Consider the following 17,527-nt stretch of genomic DNA (forward strand, 5'->3'; position numbering starts at 1 on the left):
TCGAGATGGAACGGCATGGCCAACAACGATATCGTCCAGAAACTCTGGAACCTTTGTGATGTGCTGCGTGATGACGGCATCAACTATTCCGACTACGTCACCGAACTGGTGCTGTTGTTGTTCATCAAGATGGCCCATGAACAGGCCGGTAGCTTGCAAAAGCACCCCTTGCCCGAGGGTTGCCGCTGGACGGATCTCAACAGCAAGTCCGGCACCACGCTGCTGGATGACTACAAGCGCATCCTGCTCAGCCTGTCCACAGGGCGTGATGAGAACAAGCACCTGGTGCATACCGACCCGTTGATCAGCGCTATCTATGCCGACGCCCAGACCCGCTTGCGCGAGCCGCGCCACTTGCAACAGATCATCCAGCGTTTCGATGAGATCGAAGACTGGTTCAGTGACAGCAAGGATGGTCTTGGCGACCTGTACGAAGGGCTGCTGGAAAAGAACGCCAGCGAAACCAAGTCCGGCGCGGGCCAGTACTTCACCCCGCGCCCGCTGATCAACGCCATGGTGCGTTGTCTCAAGCCGCAACCCGGTGAAGTGATTCAGGACCCCGCGGCAGGTACCGCGGGCTTTCTTATCGCTGCTGATGCCTATATCAAGGCGCACACCGATGAGTTGTTCGAACTCACCGCCCAGCAGCAGGCCTTCCAGAAGAACAAGGCTTTCGTTGGTATCGAACTGGTGCCCGGCACCCGCCGCCTGGCGCTGATGAACTGTCTGCTGCATGGTATGGAAGGCGACGACGAAGGTGTGGTGCATTTGGGCAATGCCCTGGGGCAGGCCGGTGTGGACTTGGGCCGAAGCGCCGATGTGATGCTCGCCAACCCGCCGTTTGGCACCGCCAAGGGTGGCGATGCCAGCATTACCCGCGATGACCTGACCTTCAAGACCAGCAACAAGCAATTGGCCTTTCTGCAGCATATTTATCGTGGCCTCAAGCCCGGTGGCCGTGCCGCGGTGGTATTGCCCGATAACGTGTTGTTCGAGGCCGGCGTGGGCACTGATATTCGCCGCGACCTGATGGACAAGTGCAACCTGCATACCATCCTGCGTTTGCCCACTGGCATCTTCTACGCCCAAGGCGTCAAGACCAATGTGCTGTTCTTCACCAAAGGCAGTGCCAGCGACAAACACCAGCAGGAACACTGCACCGAGAATGTCTGGGTCTACGATTTGCGAACCAATATGCCCAGCTTCGGCAAACGCACGCCCTTTGGTGATCAGCATCTCAAACCCTTCGAGAAGGTCTATGGCGATGACCCCAACGGCCAGAGCCCACGCCAGGAAGGCGAATGGAGCTTTGGCGCCCAGGAGATCGAGCTGGCCCCTGAAGCCGCCAATGCCGACGAGAACCAGGGCATCGATGAACGCCTGGCCCATAGCCGCTGGCGCTGCTTCTCCCGCGAGTGGATTCGCGAGCACAAGGGTGACTCGCTGGATATCACCTGGCTCAAGGACAAGGACAGTGTCGATGTCGCCAACCTGCCCGAACCCAGCGTATCAGCAGGAGAAGCCATGAGTGAACTGGTCCAGGCCTTGGGCGAGCTGGATGGTTTGATGCGCGAATTGGGGGCCGGGGAAGAGGCGGATGCGTTGCTTGCGGTGATTAAGAATGTTACGGGTGAGGTAGTAGAGTGAGCTTATTCAAAAGCCCTGATTTGTGGCACTCCAGTCGTTTAGAAGACCTTTTTAGCCATATAATCGGTGGTGATTGGGGAAAAAGTCCTGAGTGCGACGAGTCTGGTTATGAATTGGTAGCATGTATTAGAGGGTCTGAGTTCAAAAACTGGCTTTCTGATAATGGGAAGACAGCAGTCCAACGTAAGGTAAAAATATCAAGCCTTGAAAAAAGGTCATTGGTTCCCGGTGATATTCTTCTAGAAATATCAGGGGGAGGGCCAGAGCAACCTGTTGGTCGAACGGTGCTAATATCGCAATCTGTTATTGATCAATTTTCTGAGAAAGTGGTTGGTACGAATTTTTTAAGGTTAATGCGTCCTTCTGAATATATGGACCCAAGGTTCATAAAATACTTTCTCGATGTTTTTTATTTGTCAGGAGAGATTGTTAACTATCAGGGGGGGAGCAACAATTTACGCAACCTGAAATTTAAAGATTTCTCTCAGGTAGATGTTCCTGTTGCTACGCTCTCAGAACAAAAAATCATCGTCGAAAAGCTCGATACTCTACTGGGCCAGGTGGAAGCCACCAAGGCCCGGCTTGAGCGTATCCCACAGATTCTCAAGCGTTTCCGCCAGTCCGTGCTGGCTGCAGCGGTGAGTGGGAAGTTGACTGAGGAGTGGCGGGGAGATTCTCAATATTCGTCAATTTTCGGTATTCATTGTGCTCCTCAAACTTGGGAAGTGAGTAACTTGGGAGATAAAGTAGAGTATGTGACGAGTGGGTCGCGAGGTTGGGCGAAATACTATTCAGTTTCAGGAGCTTTGTTTGTTCGGTCTCAAGATATTAATACTGATAAGATAGAGATTGAAAGTGCGGCATATGTTTCCCTTCCAGATTCTATCGAGGGGAGAAGGACTAGACTGGAAATAGACGATATTTTATTGACAATTACAGGCGCTAATGTAACGAAGTGTGCGAGAGTTGTTGAGGATCTAGGAGAAGCATATATAAGTCAACATGTGGCATTAATCCGTCTCAAAGAAACTGAGCAGTCTCTATTCGTAGAAATAGCACTAAAAGCCTTAAATGCTGGAAGAAAGCAGTTGACTGATATGGCTTATGGAGGTGGTAAGCCAGGTTTAAATTTGCAGAATATTAAAGATGTGATCCTAGCTTTTCCTTCGTTAGAAGAACAAACCGAAATCGTCCGCCGCGTCGACCAACTCTTCGCCTATGCCGACACCATCGAAAAGCAGGTCAATGCTGCCTTGGAGCGGGTCAATCATCTGACCCAATCGATCCTTGCCAAGGCCTTCCGTGGAGAGCTGACTGCACAATGGCGGGAGGAAAACCCTGAGCTGATCAGTGGGGAGAACAGTGCCGAGGCGCTGCTGGAAAGGATCAAGGCCGAGCGTGCGGCCCAGGCGCCAAAAAAGCGGGGGCGTAAGTCAGCGATATGAGTGCAGAAAAAAAAGACAAGGATAGTGGCCAGCTGCCGCTGTTTGAGTTCCACGAAGCGAATACGCGCATAGTGGAAGATGCTGATGATCACCAGCAGACCGAAGAATCTCCATTCAGCAAGTATATTGTCTATGTTGATGAGAGTGGCGATCACAGTCTGACCAGTATTGATGAAAGCTATCCCGTCTTTGTGCTGGCTTTCTGTGTTTTTCATAAGCGCCACTATAGTGAAGCGATTGTTCCTGCCCTTGAGAAATTCAAGTTTAATCATTTTGGTCATGACCAAGTAGTGCTGCATGAAAATGAGATTCGCAAGGAAAAGGGGGCTTTCAATATTTTCAGGAGTCGCGAGGAAAAGCATGAATTTCTGAATGGCCTGACAAGAATTATCGACCATAGCAACTTTATATTGATCAGTTGCACAATAGACAAGCGAAATATCAGTGGGCAGCATGATGCAGAATCGAATCCATATCACACTGCGTTACGATTCTGCATGGAAACAATTTATGAATTTTTGACTGAAAAAGAACAGCATAGGAAGAAAACGCATGTTGTCGTTGAATGTCGAGGAGCAAAGGAAGATAAGGAGCTGGAACTGGAGTTCCGGAGAATTTGTGATGGAAATAATCGATTGGGGGTAGACATGCCCTTTGAAGTTCTATTCTCCGACAAGAAGGTTATGTCTTCAGGGCTGCAGTTGGCAGACTTGGTAGCTCGACCAATAGGCTTGAGAACCATCCGGTCGGATCAGGAAAATCGTGCTTTTGAAGTGTTAAAGCAAAAATTCTACTGTAATGGCGGACGCGATAAGGTGGGAGAAGGGTATGAAGGTGTGGGCATGAAAATTTACCCTGCCCAGAAAAGCGAAAAGCCCCGATGAAACTCACCGAGACTATAGCGCCGACCGGGAACCCCCAATCCACTTGATGGAAACCATACGTCACTCTGGCGGGGTCGTCAAGTGGCCTCTTGTTTGGGTTGATATAGAGGTGCTGGTGACGTGTCGCTAAGCTGACCGAAATCCGTACCAGCTTGTTCTATCAGGGTAATAGTAGGTTTTCAGACGCCACATTATCAGACCGGTTCTCACTAATGTGAGCCAAGAGGTTAAAGCAGGGAACGGCGCCATGAAGTAGGGTAATGCTCATGGAGCATGTGAGATAACTATATAAGCGGGTCGAGAATTGAGATGCTGAGAAGGTCTACCTTCACCAGTGCCATTCGAAGACCTGACGCAGGAGAGGAGAGCTTCGAAATGAGCGATTTCGATGACAACGCTGAACAGCAGGCTTCCGGCCCTAGTGTTGAAGTAGAGGATAGCGAAGCGGTTGAATTGGTGTGTGAGATTCGCGCACAGATTGCACAACGTGTGACCTTCGCATCCTATCAGTGTGATGTGCCGGTCATCGCTGATCTGGTGATATCCAACCCCTTTGACTATCCACTGGAAGAGCTGACGCTGCATCTCTCCTGTGAACCTCATCTTCTCGGCGAACGCACCTGGACCATCGACCGTATTGCCCCCGAATCGGAGCTACATCTGCGCGATCGCCGCGTCACGATTGCTGGAGGCCTTCTCGATAGCCTTAACGAGCGTAGCCGAGGAGAGGTAACGCTGGAGCTGCGTCAGGCTGATCAGGTTATGGCTACGTACCATCATCGTATCGTTGCTCTGGCACGTAATGAGTGGGGCGGTTCACAGTATATGCCGGAGTTGTTGGCAGCCTTTGTGATGCCCAACGATAGTGCTGTGCAGAGGCTGCTCAAGGAATCTTCAAGGATTCTCGAGAGTTCTGGAAAGCAAGGTTCGCTGGAAGGATACCAGTCGAAGTCGCGTAAGCGGAGCTGGGAAATCGTCTCAGGGATATGGGCGGCCGTTTCCTGTCGGAACCTGACTTATGCTGAGCCCCCGGCCAGTTTTGGCCGTAGCGGACAGAAGATCCGCTTCCCATCGATGATAGAGGAGCATGGGCTAGCGACTTGTCTTGATACGGCGTTACTGTTTGCTGCTGCAATTGAGCAGGCTGGCCTCTATCCCATTATCGTCTTTACCGAAGGCCATGCGCTGACAGGGGCCTGGTTGCAACCACAGAGCCTGCCGTCGTTGACGGTTGATGACCCCATGGAGATCAGGAAAGCCATTGCCCAGCAGGAACTGGTGTTGTTCGAAACCACGATGGCGACTACTGGTCACGCGCTTCCCTTTTCACGAGCGGTGAGTGAAGGGCGCCGCCAGGTTGCGGAAGAAAATGAGAGCCGGTTCATCTATGCGATCGATATTCGCCAGGCTCGTAGTAGAGATATTCAACCGCTGTCTTCGAGCGTTGCGCCTACGGTGGCAGTTGCGGAAAAGGACGACACCGTAGGAGGGGCTCCCCCCCTGGATGAGGCTCCGGATTTACCGCCCTTTGAGGAGCCGCAGCTAGAGGAAGAAGTATCTGCAGAGGTTTCACCAGAGGAACGTCTTGAGCGCTGGAAGCGAAGCCTCCTGGACCTGTCGAAAAGAAATCGCCTATTGAATCTGAAAGCGTCCAATACGGCGATCCCGATTTTCTGCCCTACCCCTGATCAGCTGGAAGACAAGCTTGCTGAAGGAAAGAAGATCAAGATTATTACGCCACCGGAAAAAACGGCATCAGACGGTCAGGTCGATAGAGAGCTTTACCATCTTCGTACCGGTGAAGATTTTGCTGAAAAGTTTGCTGCGGAAGCGCTCTCCAGAAATGAGATCGTCGCCAATGTCGATGTAAGGAGTTTGGAGAAGGGATCCATCGAGCTGTATCGCAAGGCAAAAGCTGATTTTGCGGAAGGTGGATCGAACACTCTGTTTCTTGCCTTGGGGATGCTGAGGTGGGCGCCCAAGGACGATAGCCGCAACAAGTATCGAGCACCTCTAATTCTCATGCCGGTGAAGATTGAGCGGGCCAGTGCGGCATCGCGCCCCTACCTGACCCGCCATGAGGATGACACGGTTTTCAATCTCACCTTGTTGCAAATGCTGCATCAGGACTTTCAGATTGATATTCCCGGCCTGCAGGGCGAGTTGGTGGCTGATGACAGTGGCGTCGATGTCCGCAGGATTTGGGATATCGTTCGTGCGAAGGTAAGGGATGTACCTGGCTTCGAGGTTGTGGAAGAAGTTGTTCTGTCTACCTTCAGCTTCGCCAAATACTTGATGTGGAAAGACTTATCCGAGCGAACGCAGTCGCTCAAGAATGCTCCTTTTGTAAAGCATGTTATTGATCATCCTCGTGAGCCTTATGAGCATGGAGCAGCATTCATCTCGCCACGAGATATCGATCAGAGAGTAGACCCGGCTGAGGTCCTGGCTCCTCTCAATGCTGATGCAAGCCAGATTGTTGCGATTCACGCTTCTGGCGGTAATGGCGATTTTGTGCTGGAAGGCCCCCCAGGCACCGGCAAGTCGGAAACTATCGCCAACATCATTGCTCATAACCTTGGTCAAGGGCGCCGTGTACTGTTTGTCTCCGAGAAGATGGCTGCTCTTGATGTTGTTTATCGACGTTTGAGTGCCTGTGGTCTGGGGGACTTCTGTCTCGAACTCCATTCAGCCAAGGCCAACAAGCGAGCCGTTCTCGACCAGTTGGGAGCTGCCTGGGAAAATCGTGATGCTTTATCAAGCGAAGAGTGGAAACAGAAAGCGGAGCAGCTGGGTGCTATTCGTAGTGAACTGAATGGGCTTGTTACTAGCCTTCATGAGCCTGGTCCCGCAGGTATCAGCCCTCGAGCAGCGATCGGACGTGCCGTGCGCTATGGTGATGTCCATCGTTTACGCCTGAACTGGGAGCGTGATGCGCAGGGAGTTGGTTATGCCGCCAGTCCACCGGAGTTTTCCAGGCTGGAAGATATCTCCAAGCGTCTGGGGCAGCAGTATGAAGTTCTGACTCCTGAAGATATTGAGGCTTTTGGTGGAATCACGCACACCCAGTGGTCATTTGCTTGGGTGGGAGAGTTGATTGCGGCGGCAGCGGGACTGAAAGCCGCATCCGAAGATTTAAGAACCTGCTACGAACTGTTTGCCCGACGTTTTGGAGTGGAAGCAACGAGAGATGATCCAGATGAATATGCCGCTCTTGCTGATGTAGCAGCCCTTGTTCCCGATTGTGCTGACCAGAACCTTGGTTTCGTATTATCTGCGGATGGTCGGGAAGCTCTACAGACACTTGAGAGCCTTGACAATCTGCTAGGCAAGTTCAGGAGTCAGCGTGAACAGGTTGCTGTTGGCTATGTAGACGAACGCATCGCTGGCCAACCATATGAGAGCTGGTCAGCCCAGCTAGAGGCGGCAAAAGGGAAGATCTGGCCGTTCAGTACACTTGCGGTTCGTGCATTGCGTAAGGAAATGGTAGTTCAATTGGGGTTATCCGCTGGAGGTGGTGTTAACCCCACCCGGGACATCGCCGCCCTGCAGTCACTATCGGATCTTCAAGGCGAGATGGATCGATTGTCTGGGCTCCTGCCAGGTGGTACTCCCTGGCAGGGGCTGCAGACCGAGCCTGATCGTCTGGTCCATGCTATCGGCACTGGACACCGGCTTTGTAAAGTGGTCGCGCGACTGGCTGGCTTCGGTCATGACTATGTCGAGCTTCGCACACGTATCGCTCGTATTCTGTCGGATGGCCGCGATACTTTAGCACCAGGCATGCCAGTGGCCACTGCAGCGGAAGAGTTCGTGAAAGCCTATGTGAGGTTCGATGCTGATCGAAAAGGCTATTGCAGCCTGGCAGGAAGCGATGAGGCGAGTACCGTCACTCAATTGGCTGATCTGGAACGTCAATGTTCACTGATTGGTGAACGTGAGCGTCGCTTGAATAGCTGGTGCCAGTGGGTCGCTGTCTGTCGCGAGGCCCGTCAGCATGGCTTGGCCTCAATGATTGAAGCTCTTGAACAAGGAAGCATAAGTGCTGATTGTACTGTTGAGGCACTGCGTACTGCCTATGCATGCTGGGTTGCTCCGATACTAATCGACTCGCGCCCCGCCCTGACTCGCTTTTCGGCAGTTCGTCATGACGATCTGATTCGGACCTTCCGTGAATTGGATAAGGAAGTTGCAGAGCTAACCTCGTCGTATATACGCGCAAGGCTATCGAGTGGTATTCCCCATCGGGAATCTGGGACAGCGGATGCTGGTTATGGCGTGTTGTCCCGTGAGCTGCAGAAGAAAGCTAGACACAAGCCTGTCCGTCAACTCATGACCGAGATGGGTGACTCTCTGACAACACTGACGCCCTGCCTGATGATGTCTCCTCTGTCTGTTGCTCAGTTCCTTCCAACAGACAAGGTGTTTGATCTTGTCGTATTCGATGAAGCGAGTCAGATAACCGTTCCCGATGCCGTTGGGGCAATCGCTCGTGGCCGGCGCAGTATCGTGGTCGGTGACCCTAGGCAGATGCCCCCGACAAACTTCTTCTCGCGAGGTGCCGAGGATAGTGACAACGAGGAAGTGCGTGACCTGGAGAGCATACTTGATGAGGCGCTTGCGGCAAGGGTGCCGCACCACAGGCTTACTGGGCACTATCGCAGCCGGCATGAAAGTCTAATCAGCTTCTCGAATCATGCCTACTATGGTAGTCAGTTGGTGACTTATCCTTCTGCGGATACGACTGAGAGTGCAGTGTCGTTCCGGCGTATCGATGGGGTATATGCCAAAGGAAAATCTCGAACCAATGAGATTGAGGCACGTGCTGTCGTCAAGGAAGTGGTTGATCGCCTGCGTAATCCGGTAACCCGTCATCACTCTATCGGAGTGGTAACGCTGAACTCTGAACAGCAACGCTTGATAGAAGATCTTCTGGATCAGGAAAGGCGATCAGATCCGGAACTTGAGCCATTCTTTAACGAGGGAAGCGAAGAACCTGTTTTCGTAAAGAATCTAGAAACGGTACAGGGCGACCAGCGCGATGTGATTCTGCTGTCAGTAGGTTATGGGCCTACGGAGCCAGGTACTCGCACCATGTCGATGAACTTTGGCCCTCTTAATCGGCAGGGAGGGGAGCGCCGGCTGAACGTAGCGATCACCCGAGCGACGACAGAAGTCGTTGTCTTTGCCAGCTTCGATGCAGCGATGATAGACCTCACCAGAACGTCTTCCGAAGCGGTCAAGGACCTGAAGAATTATATAGACTTTGCTGCACGTGGTCCGGTTGCACTTGGCGAAGCCATCCACTCCATGGGTGGAGATCATGCCTATGACTCCGACTTTGAAATGGCTGTAGCCGAGCGACTGCGCAGCTTTGGCTGGTCAGTGCGTACTCAGATCGGCGTATCAAAATTCAAAGTTGATCTTGGGGTCGTTCACCCAGACTTCCCAGGGAAATTCCTTGCAGGTATCGAATGTGATGGTGCCAGCTACCATAGTTCTCCAGCAGCAAGAGACCGTGATCGGGTACGCCATATTATTCTGGAAAATCTGGGGTGGAGGCTTCTCAGGGTATGGTCAACTGACTTTTTCCAAGATCCGGAAGGTGCTTGCGCCATTCTGAATGCAAAACTCAACGATATTCTGGAAGCAGATCGAGCGGCTTCCGAGGAAATCGAACAGATAGACGACACATCGTGCTCTTCTGGCGAGGAAGGTTTGATAGCGGTTGACCGGGCGGAGGAAGAGGCAGAGACCTCTGAGAAGCTTGATGGGAGTGAAGGAATGGGGGATGAGCTGACTGCTGAAGAGTTGGAGCCGGAGTATCAGCGAGTAGCTGGGCTTGCCTCTACTGGTGTTTTGGACGATCTGGGCGATCGTCATGAAAGTAGCTCGAGCCTAGCTCTGGATCCTGAGCGTTTTCATGACGCTGACTACCAGCCAGTACTACAGGAAATGGCCTTTGCAATGATTGATCACGAAGGTCCTATCACTTTCAAGAGGCTCAGTGAACGTATTGCTAGGGCACATGGCTTCCAACGAACCGGTCGTCAGATTCGACAGACAATTTGGAATGCAATCGATAAGCTCAGGGCGAATCAGGAGACCCCAGACGAGGAGACAGTTTTCTGGCCTGAAGGTGTGACTCCTCTGAGGATGATAGAGTTTCGGGGGTCGAAGGTTGGTCAAGATATTAGAGAGTGGAGAGATATTCCCCACCCTGAAAAACTCGGGCTGATCAGTGACGTATTGAGTGATATTGGGCCTGAAGAAAGCGATGCTCTTGAGAGAGAGGTGGCCAAGAGAATAGGGGCTGGAAGGTTGACGGCTCAGCTACGTTCAGAAATTCGAACACTGACGGCAGATTTCGAGGATATCTAAATTAGGCGTAAAAAAACTCCCGCACTGGAAAGCTAGTGAGGGAGTTTTTCTGGTAAATAGGGTTTTATTCAGTTGAGACGGAGATGTCGATAAGGTTTAGCTCTATTTGATGCAAGGAATCGCAGACTTTTTTTGCATAAAAGTGGTCTCCCACCCAGTTTAATTCTTCTTTTATTGTGTTGATGTCGTACTTTATATCGTTCAGCGATTCCAGAATGTTTTCGTTCACATTTATTAGAGTGCTTAGCAAATATTCCAGGTGTTCCGTGTCCATGGGCGTCTCAAGTAATTTGAAGAATTTTGTTAGTTCTTCAATGTCTTCAGGAAGCAGGGTTCTCGGATCTGTGCAGTAGTGATCGAGGATAGTATTTTAGTTGGATGGGAAAAAACATTGCCTCATGTCAATGAACGTATGCTTAATGTCTAGGCATAACCTATCGATAGATTGTTCATCTTTTTCACCACCTTCCGCAATTCGGCACTCGTGGCTTTGAGGTGCCCTCTTCCAGGGTGACTGTTTCATGGAGCCATGAGGTTTATGGAGCTGTGAGGTGCGCTTATATCAGTTGTCCTATCGATTCGGTCAAGTAGTATTTAGACACAATAATGTCTAAGCATGTTGTTTCATGCGTTTTTTAGACACAACTGTGTCTATGTCGCTTGGCATATGGCCCGATATTCCCTGCATTCCGCCGCTGAGGTTCAACAGGACCTGGTCGACTATCTCAGAGCCTGCCGCAAGGCGGCCAAGCTTTCTCGCACTGCGCTGGCCGAGCGCAGTGCGGTACTTGAGTCGACCATCAAGAAATTCGAGACGACTGAGCAGGTTTTACTCAGGCAGTTTCTGCTGTTGTGGCAGAACCTGGATGATCTGGTCAGGTTGCAGGGACTGACCGAGCCGGAGTCGCCGACTGAGCGCATGCCCACCTCCATAGACGAGGTGCTGTCCCGATGAGCCTTTCTCAATCACAGGCCTGAACCAGGAACGATTACTCAATATTCTGAATCTGCTCGCGCATCTGTTCGATCAACACCTTGAGCTCGACGGCGCAGCGGGTGGTGTCGGCGACCACGGATTTGGATGACAGGGTGTTGGCTTCGCGGTTGAGTTCCTGCATCAGGAAGTCGAGGCGACGGCCGACGGGGCCTTTCTGCTTGAGCTGGCGAGCGACTTCGGCAACGTGAGTATCGAGGCGGTCGAGCTCCTCGGCCACATCGGCCTTTTGCGCCATCAATACCACTTCTGCTTCGAGGCGCTGGGGGTCGAGTTCGACACTTAATACTTCGAGCTTCTCTTCCAGTTGTTTGCGCTGGCGCTCGAGGATTTCGGGCATACGGGCGCGTACTTCGGCAACGACTTCGCTGATCGCGGACAAGCGTTCCTCGATCAGTTCCTTGAGCCTCTGGCCTTCGCGCTGACGACCTTCGATCAGGTCATTGAGGGACTGCTTGAACAGGTCGGTAGCGGCCTGCTTGATGGCGTCCATATCCAGTCCGGAGCTTTGCAGCACGCCTGGGTGGTCAAGCAGGGCGAGGGCATTGGGCATGGGCGCTTCGGGGAGTGCTGTTCGCACTTCCTTCAAGGCTCCGGACAAGGCCTTGAGCCGCTCTGCATTGACTGTCAGGGTTTCACTGGCCTCACTAGGTTCGAAGCGCAGGTTGCATTCCAGCTTGCCGCGGGCGATGCGGTTGCGTAGTGCCTCGCGAAATGCAGGTTCCAGGTCGCGCAGACTTTCCGGCAAGCGAAAGTGTGGTTCCAGGTAGCGTTGGTTCACACTGCGCAACTCCAGCTGCAGGCTGCCCCAGTCGGCTTCATGTTCCTGGCGTGAGAAGGCGGTCATGCTGTGAACCATGGCGGGCTCCTGAATGAATAGATGGGTCTGATAGATGAGCGCTCGGGCCAGTTTACCTGATTGGCTGGCCTACCCGGGGAATGATTGCGGTAGAATGGCGGCCCATTGCCAATTTTCCTGCCTGCCACCTCATGGACTTATCTTCCTGTGTTCGGTGGTGGGCGCCAAGTGAGGTGTCATGTCTTCATCGGACATTCGCCGTCCCAGCGGACGCGCTTTCGACCAGACCCGCGAAATCCAACTCACCCGTGACTACACTCGCCATGCTGAAGGTTCGGTACTGGTGGAGTTCGGTGATACCAAAGTGCTGTGCAATGCCTCTGTCGAGGCGGGTGTACCGCGCTGGCTGCGTGGCAAGCACCAAGGCTGGGTGACGGCAGAATATGGCATGCTGCCGCGAGCAACTCATTCCCGTAGTGGGCGCGAGGCGGCGCGGGGCCAGCAAGGTGGACGGACACTGGAGATTCAGCGCCTGATCGGTCGCTCGCTGCGCGCGGCGGTGGATCTGAAAAAGCTCGGCGAGTTCACCATCACCCTGGATTGCGACGTGATCCAGGCGGATGGTGGTACACGCACGGCTTCTATCACCGGGGGCTGTGTCGCGCTGGTTGACGCCATTCGCCATCTTCAGCGCAAGAAACTGATCAAGAGCGATCCATTCAAGCAGCTGGTCAGCTCCGTATCGGTTGGGTTGTACAAGGGACAACCCGTCGTCGACCTGGATTATCCGGAAGACTCCAAGGCCGATACCGACATGAATGTCGTGATTGCTGAAAGTGGTGAGTTGATAGAGGTACAAGGAACGGCTGAAGCAGGTACCTTTACCCGGTCACAGCTCAACGCCATGCTCGACCTGGCCGAGAAAGCGGGTGCCGAGCTGTTCGAGCATCAGCGCGAAGCCTTGGGGGTTCGTGGCTGAGCTGCGCCTCCCACTAGCCTCTGCGTCTCCCTGGAAACGACAACGCCGGCCCTCGGGCCGGCGTTGAGTTATCCGGCCCGTATCCGGGCCAGACGGCGACGCGAACGGGATTACAGTGGCAGGTCGTACTCGATGATGAGAGGCGCGAACTCGGAGAAGGTGGCATCGTAGTCGATCCAGGCATCCTTCACGTGACGGCGGAAGTTCGGACCGACTACCTGGTAATCCAGGCGCCAACCTTCCTGACGGGAGCGCGGCTCGTCCTGATCCAGTTTCGGCCACCAGGTGTACTCATCGCCATCGCGGTTGATCTCGCGGAAGGTATCGATGAAGCCGGTGGGGCCGAAGACCTGATCCATCCAGGCACGTTCTTCCGGCTTGAAGCCGGGCGTCGTCTGGTTATCGGACCAATTGGCCAGATCCAGTGTCTTATGGGCGATGTGCCAGGTGCCGCAAATGATGTATTCGCGGCGCTTGCGCGCCATCTTGGCCAGATATTCCTGATACTGCGCCATGAAAGCCTGCTTGGCAGCGGGGTCGCTACCGTCGGGCATCAGGAAACTGGCGATGCTGAAACGGTCGTAGTCTGCCTGCAGAAAGCGGCCTTCATGGTCGCACTGCGGGAAGCCCAGGCCGTACATGATGGCCTTGGGAATCTTGCGGCAGTAAAGTCCTACGCCGGAGAAACCATCCTCTTCGGCATCGAGGAAATAGCCCTCGTAGCCTTCTGGATAGAGGATACTGTCGTCTAGTTCGAAGCTTTTGGCTTTGAGGTTCTGTACACAGACGACGTCGGCGTCCTGATTGGCAAGCCAATCGAGGAAGCCTCGACCGACGGCCTCACGTATGCCGTTGACATTGATACTGGCGATTTTCATACATGGTCCCTTTTGCGTCGCGCGTGTATGATACCTGACGTTTCGACGTTTGGGTAAATGGCTAGAATCGATAAACGTGATAGATAGGCGTGTCTTATAGATAGAGGCCCCTTTCTTTCACGATGGCGACTTGGTTTGCCATGTCTCATTAGTCAGGATAGAGCTCCGCGTCGAAAAGCCATAAATCAAGGTATTGCAGTCGGGAGGCCTAGTGGCTGACAAGGCAACTCAACCGTCAGGCGCGACGCGCCTCGAATCCTATCAGCGGGAATTCATCGAATTCGCCATCGAACAAGGCGTACTCAGTTTTGGTGAGTTCACCCTCAAGTCGGGCCGGGTAAGCCCTTATTTCTTCAATGCTGGCCTGTTCAAGACAGGTCGTGCCCTTGCACGCCTCGGACGTTTCTATGCCCAGGCCATCGAAGCCAGCGGCATCTCTGCCGATGTGCTGTTCGGACCGGCCTACAAAGGAATTTCTCTGGCGGCTGCGACCGCGGTCGCGCTGGCCGATCATCATGACCGCGATATGCCTTTTTCGTTCAATCGCAAAGAGGCCAAGGATCACGGTGAGGGCGGAAACATCGTCGGAGCTGCGCTAAAAGGTCGCATTTTGATCATCGATGATGTCATCACAGCCGGCACGGCCATTGGTGAAGTCATGCAACTGATCGACGCCGCCGATGCCCAGGCAGCGGGAGTGGTGGTCGCTCTCGATCGCCAGGAACGTGCCAGTGAAGAGACCGATGCCAGTGCTATCCAGCAGGTCGAAGCACGCTATGGCATATCAGTCGTCAGCATCGTCAGCCTCGAACAGGTCCTTGCTTACCTTGAAGAGCAGGCCGGGGACACGTTGAAAGCCCATGCCGAGGCTATCCGTGCCTATCGTGATCGCTATGGCGTAAGCGCCTGACGTTGGGTATCTACCATGCTTGACGTGGTGCTCTACCAGCCGGAAATTCCCCCGAATACCGGAAATTTGATCCGCCTGTGTGCCAACACCGGCTTCCGCCTGCATTTGATCGAGCCGTTGGGTTTCCAGCTGGATGACAAGCGCTTGCGCCGTGCCGGTCTGGATTATCACGAGTGGGCCCGGGTACAAGTGCACCAGAACTGGGGTACCTTCATGGCCAAGGTCAATCCCACGCGTGTGTTTGCCGTGTCCACCCGAGGGCGACGTGGCTATCACGAGCCGAGCTATCAGGCGGGCGATGCGCTGGTGTTCGGCCCTGAAACTCGTGGTCTGCCTCAAGCCATGATCGATGCGCTACCGGCCGAGCAGCGCCTGCGCATTCCCATGCTGCCGGACAGTCGTAGCCTCAACCTGTCCAATGCCTGTGCGGTACTGGTCTATGAGGCCTGGCGACAGCTCGACTTCAATGGCGCGGCCCTGCCCGTAGCCAAGGATGAACCATGAGTGCCTCCGATCCTGCTCCTCTGACCATTGGCCAACGGCTGCGCAAGCTGAACCCGCGTCAACAGGAAGCGGTGCGCTATATCGATGGTCCTTGCCTGGTGCTGGCAGGTGCGGGTTCTGGCAAGACCAGCGTGATCACCACCAAGATCGCCTATCTGATCCAGGAATGTGGCATGAGCGCGCGGCGCATTGCCGCCGTGACCTTCACCAACAAGGCTGCCCGGGAGATGAAGGAGCGGGTCAGCGGTATGCTCAAGGGTCGTGAAGGGCATGGCCTGACCGTATCCACCTTTCACACCCTTGGCCTCAACATCATCCGTGGTGAACTCAAGGCGCTAGGCTACAAGCCGGGCTTCTCGCTGTTCGACCCGGAAGATGCCAAGGCCCTGCTGCGTGACCTGATGAACAAGGATGCCCAGGTCGATGCCGATCAGATCAACCAGGTTCAGGCGGCCATCTCCAACTGGAAGAACGATCTGGTGCTGCCCGGCCAGGCGCTGTCGCATGCCTCCAGTGAGGATGAACATTACGCTGCCCGGGTCTACGAGGCCTATGTGCGCCATCTCAAGGCCTACAACGCGGTGGATTTCGATGATCTGATCCTGCTGCCGGTGGTGCTGCTGCGCGATAACCCTGATGCCCTGGAGCGCTGGCGGCGCAAGATTCACTACATGTTGGTCGACGAATACCAGGATACCAACATCAGCCAGTATATGCTGGTGCGGATGCTGATGGCCGAGCGTCAGACCTTCACCGTGGTGGGCGATGATGACCAGTCGATCTACGCCTGGCGTGGCGCACGGCCGGAGAACCTCGTCACTCTCGGCGAGGACTTCCCGCGCCTCAACGTCATCAAGCTTGAACAGAACTATCGCTCTACCGGCATCATTCTGCATGCCGCCAATACCCTGATCGCCAACAATCCTCACGTCTATGACAAGACGTTGTGGTCGGAGATGGGCAAGGGCGACCCGATTCGCATTGTGGTCACCCGCCACGAGGAAGCCGAGACCGAGCGGGTCGCCAGTGAGATCCTGACGCGCCGCATCAAAGAGCGTGCCGAATGGCGCGATTTTGCGGTGCTCTATCGCGGCAACTTCCAGGCGCGCCTGCTGGAGCTCAAGCTGCAGCACTACCAGATTCCCTACAAGCTTTCAGGTGGCACCTCGTTCTTCTCGCGCGGGGAGATCAAGGACGCCATGGCCTACCTGCGGTTGCTGATCAATCCGGCCGATGACAACGCCTTCCTGCGCATCGTCAACGTGCCGCGCCGCGAGATCGGGCCTACGACGCTGGAAAAGCTGGCCAATTACGCTACCGAGCGCAATGCATCGCTGTTTGCGGCCTGTCAGGAATTGGGGCTGGCGGAGCAGTTGCCTGCGCGTGCCGTGGAGCGCCTGACGCGTTTTACCCACTTTATTGATGGGGTTCGCCGACGTATGGACGGCGGTGATGCTATCGCCGCCATCCGCGACATGATGCGTGAGATGGATTACGAGGCGTGGCTCTACCAGAACGCCAGCGCGCCGACCATCGCCGAACGACGCATGGGCAATGTATGGATCCTGATCGATCAGCTCGAGAAGTCGATGCAGGCTGATCCGGAAGAGAGTACCGCCAGCGAGGACACCGAAACTGACAGCGTCGAGGCGGCCATCTCACGCCTGGTATTGCGCGATATCCTCGAACAGCAGGCCGAGGAGGATGACTCCGACCGTGTGCAGCTCCTGACCATGCATGCTTCCAAGGGTCTCGAGTTTCCCCATGTCTACCTGATGGGGCTGGAAGAGGAACTGCTGCCGCACCGCAACGCCATCGAGTCGGGTACCGTCGAGGAAGAGCGGCGCCTGGCCTATGTGGGCATCACCCGGGCACGCCAGACCCTGACCATGACCCTGGCTCGCCAGCGCAAGGCGTTCGGTGAAATGATGGACTGTGTGCCTAGTCGCTTCCTCGACGAACTCCCGCCCGAAGACCTGGAGTGGGAAGGGCGCGCCGATCGGGAAGATCCAGAACGCAAGCAGGAACGTGGCAAGAGTGCTATTGCCGGACTGCGTTCGTTGCTGGATTAGGTTATCCCCAGTCGGTTGATCTGCTCCGGGTGTG

At 54.3% G+C, this 17,527-nt stretch carries 11 protein-coding genes; 9 read left to right on the forward strand and 2 right to left on the reverse strand.

Annotated features, from left to right (window positions below):
• Positions 1-15: 15 nt before the first annotated feature.
• The 5 genes from E4T21_RS20930 (at position 16) to E4T21_RS20950 (ending at position 11,312) form a co-directional block, all read left to right on the forward strand.
• Positions 16-1,647 (forward strand): class I SAM-dependent DNA methyltransferase, encoded by a 1,632-nt coding sequence (locus E4T21_RS20930; RefSeq protein ID WP_149286873.1) that lies wholly within the window; start codon positions 16-18, stop codon positions 1,645-1,647.
• Positions 1,644-3,092 (forward strand): restriction endonuclease subunit S, encoded by a 1,449-nt coding sequence (locus tag E4T21_RS20935; protein ID WP_149286874.1) that lies wholly within the window; start codon positions 1,644-1,646, stop codon positions 3,090-3,092. Before E4T21_RS20930 ends, E4T21_RS20935 begins: the two co-directional genes overlap by 4 nt.
• On the forward strand, positions 3,089-3,976 hold the full coding sequence (locus E4T21_RS20940; RefSeq protein WP_149286875.1) for a DUF3800 domain-containing protein: 888 nt from the start codon (positions 3,089-3,091) through the stop codon (positions 3,974-3,976). Before E4T21_RS20935 ends, E4T21_RS20940 begins: the two co-directional genes overlap by 4 nt.
• 1,200 nt (positions 3,977-5,176) lie before the next feature.
• Complete coding sequence (locus E4T21_RS20945; RefSeq protein WP_187775053.1) at positions 5,177-10,357, forward strand: DUF3320 domain-containing protein; 5,181 nt, start codon at positions 5,177-5,179, stop codon at positions 10,355-10,357.
• 667 nt (positions 10,358-11,024) lie between these two features.
• Entirely contained in the window at positions 11,025-11,312 is a 288-nt protein-coding gene (locus E4T21_RS20950) for a helix-turn-helix domain-containing protein (RefSeq protein WP_149286877.1), read from the forward strand.
• Between the two features lie 34 nt (positions 11,313-11,346).
• Here the strand turns inward: E4T21_RS20950 and E4T21_RS20955 are convergent, their stop codons facing one another.
• Positions 11,347-12,210, reverse strand: coding sequence for a YicC/YloC family endoribonuclease (locus tag E4T21_RS20955; protein ID WP_187775054.1), 864 nt, complete (start codon positions 12,208-12,210; stop codon positions 11,347-11,349).
• A 178-nt stretch (positions 12,211-12,388) separates the two neighbouring features.
• Here E4T21_RS20955 and rph point away from each other — a divergent pair, with 178 nt between their 5' ends.
• Positions 12,389-13,129 (forward strand): ribonuclease PH, encoded by a 741-nt coding sequence (gene rph, locus E4T21_RS20960; RefSeq protein WP_149286879.1) that lies wholly within the window; start codon positions 12,389-12,391, stop codon positions 13,127-13,129.
• A gap of 110 nt (positions 13,130-13,239) precedes the next feature.
• Here the strand turns inward: rph and E4T21_RS20965 are convergent, their stop codons facing one another.
• Complete coding sequence (locus E4T21_RS20965; RefSeq protein ID WP_149286880.1) at positions 13,240-14,007, reverse strand: exodeoxyribonuclease III; 768 nt, start codon at positions 14,005-14,007, stop codon at positions 13,240-13,242.
• Between the two features lie 211 nt (positions 14,008-14,218).
• On the opposite strand from E4T21_RS20965, the gene pyrE reads away from it, so the two are divergent.
• Genes pyrE through rep form a run of 3 tightly spaced genes read left to right on the forward strand, consistent with a single transcriptional unit; the run spans position 14,219 to position 17,493 of the window.
• The gene (gene pyrE / locus E4T21_RS20970) at positions 14,219-14,917 is read left to right on the forward strand and encodes an orotate phosphoribosyltransferase (RefSeq protein WP_149286881.1); all 699 of its coding nucleotides are present in this window, start codon (positions 14,219-14,221) and stop codon (positions 14,915-14,917) included.
• A 15-nt stretch (positions 14,918-14,932) separates the two neighbouring features.
• Positions 14,933-15,421: a tRNA (uridine(34)/cytosine(34)/5-carboxymethylaminomethyluridine(34)-2'-O)-methyltransferase TrmL gene (trmL, locus tag E4T21_RS20975; RefSeq protein WP_149286882.1), complete on the forward strand. Its 489-nt coding sequence runs from the start codon at positions 14,933-14,935 to the stop codon at positions 15,419-15,421.
• Entirely contained in the window at positions 15,418-17,493 is a 2,076-nt protein-coding gene (gene rep / locus E4T21_RS20980; RefSeq protein WP_149286883.1) for a DNA helicase Rep, read from the forward strand. Before trmL ends, rep begins: the two co-directional genes overlap by 4 nt.
• Positions 17,494-17,527: the final 34 nt, after the last annotated feature.

It is taken from the genome of Halomonas binhaiensis (assembly GCF_008329985.2).
GTDB lineage: Bacteria > Pseudomonadota > Gammaproteobacteria > Pseudomonadales > Halomonadaceae > Halomonas > Halomonas binhaiensis.

Bases quoted from the DNA above. Each gene is read 5' to 3' on its own strand.
- E4T21_RS20955 (WP_187775054.1), bottom strand. From the start codon at position 12,210: ATGGTTCACAGCATGACCGCCTTCTCACGCCAGGAACATGAAGCCGAC.
- E4T21_RS20940 (WP_149286875.1), top strand. From the start codon at position 3,089: ATGAGTGCAGAAAAAAAAGACAAGGATAGTGGCCAGCTGCCGCTGTTT.
- E4T21_RS20965 (WP_149286880.1), bottom strand. From the start codon at position 14,007: ATGAAAATCGCCAGTATCAATGTCAACGGCATACGTGAGGCCGTCGGT.
- rph (WP_149286879.1), top strand. From the start codon at position 12,389: ATGTCTTCATCGGACATTCGCCGTCCCAGCGGACGCGCTTTCGACCAG.
- E4T21_RS20950 (WP_149286877.1), top strand. From the start codon at position 11,025: ATGGCCCGATATTCCCTGCATTCCGCCGCTGAGGTTCAACAGGACCTG.
- trmL (WP_149286882.1), top strand. From the start codon at position 14,933: ATGCTTGACGTGGTGCTCTACCAGCCGGAAATTCCCCCGAATACCGGA.
- E4T21_RS20930 (WP_149286873.1), top strand. From the start codon at position 16: ATGGCCAACAACGATATCGTCCAGAAACTCTGGAACCTTTGTGATGTG.
- rep (WP_149286883.1), top strand. From the start codon at position 15,418: ATGAGTGCCTCCGATCCTGCTCCTCTGACCATTGGCCAACGGCTGCGC.